The organism is Pseudanabaena sp. SR411 (assembly GCF_002251945.1).
GTDB lineage: Bacteria > Cyanobacteriota > Cyanobacteriia > Pseudanabaenales > Pseudanabaenaceae > Pseudanabaena.
Window position 1 is genome coordinate 1 of sequence record NZ_NDHW01000041.1, and the last position, 1,053, is coordinate 1,053.

Below are 1,053 nucleotides of genomic sequence, written 5' to 3' on the forward strand. Positions count from 1 at the left end.
GCAGACGTGACTCTTTTTTCCTCCTCTATCAATAGCTGATACTGCTTTCTCTCGTAAATCTATGCAGTAAGCTGCTGTCATTTTCGGTTCTTTTTCTTTCTCTCCTGTCTTAATATTATGTCCTATCTTTCCCTTTTTTTGCTGTACCATAAATTTGCCACTACTGAGGTTGAAATACCGATTTCACCGTTGGGTTCTCCTTGATTCGTCTCCCTAGATGGAAGCATAAGGTTGCCGAAAGTCTTGAATTACAAGCATAAGCTTGCCGAAAATCGTAAACTCTTGAAGCAACCAAAAGCCTTGAGCAGCCTGATGTTATCTTCCATCTGCATCTGGATTTACCTCCCAATCGCTGATTTTACCACTCCAGTCATAGACAAATTTTGCCTGTGGCTGGGCTAAATGGCTACCCCTGTTAAAGTGCAAAAATAGCGCACGTAGATTGGTCGTTTCAGCCGTCAAAAGTTCAATAAAATGGATTTTTGACAAGATGTTTTACGGATCTATATCGCTGGAATTACGCAAGCTCGTTAGTCACCTTAACAGGGGTAGCTAAATGGCTTAAGGAGACGGGATTTAGCGACCCTCTACAACCGAAATGCAGACTGGCTAAGTGTTAGAGATCTTTACCCTAGAAGTTGACACCATAAGTTTGCCGATGCGGCAAACTTATGGTCATAATCACACAGACACAAGTAAACTCAGCTCAAAATCCCAACTTGTCACAGAGTAATCTTAGAACAAATAATTGATGATTATTTGTCATTATATTTATGTGAATAAGCATTTATACTTAATTAAGGTAACGTGTTTTCAAGGTTTGAGGGCTTTGCTTGGTGCGTTGTTATATATTGAAGGGGTATCTGCCCGTTAGTTAGCTGTCGTTATGCAAAAATGGTTTAATACTGCTGGTCCTTGTAAGCCTGACATTCACTACATGTTGTCAGCAACAGAGCGCTTGCCTGAAATCAAACAATTAATAGCTCAAGAAAACTATTTCGTGATCCATGCGCCAAGGCAGGTAGGTAAGACTACAGCCATGTTGGCACTTGC

At 40.7% G+C, this 1,053-nt stretch carries 1 protein-coding gene and 1 pseudogene; one reads left to right on the plus strand and one right to left on the minus strand.

From position 1 onward, the window contains the following. Nucleotides 1-315: 315 nt before the first annotated feature. The gene (locus B9G53_RS27110) at nucleotides 316-489 is read right to left on the minus strand and encodes a hypothetical protein (protein WP_176453064.1); all 174 of its coding nucleotides are present in this window, start codon (nucleotides 487-489) and stop codon (nucleotides 316-318) included. A gap of 397 nt (nucleotides 490-886) precedes the next feature. On the opposite strand from B9G53_RS27110, the pseudogene B9G53_RS28335 reads away from it, so the two are divergent. Beyond that, nucleotides 887-1,053: pseudogene (locus tag B9G53_RS28335) on the plus strand (ATP-binding protein); the annotation flags it as partial.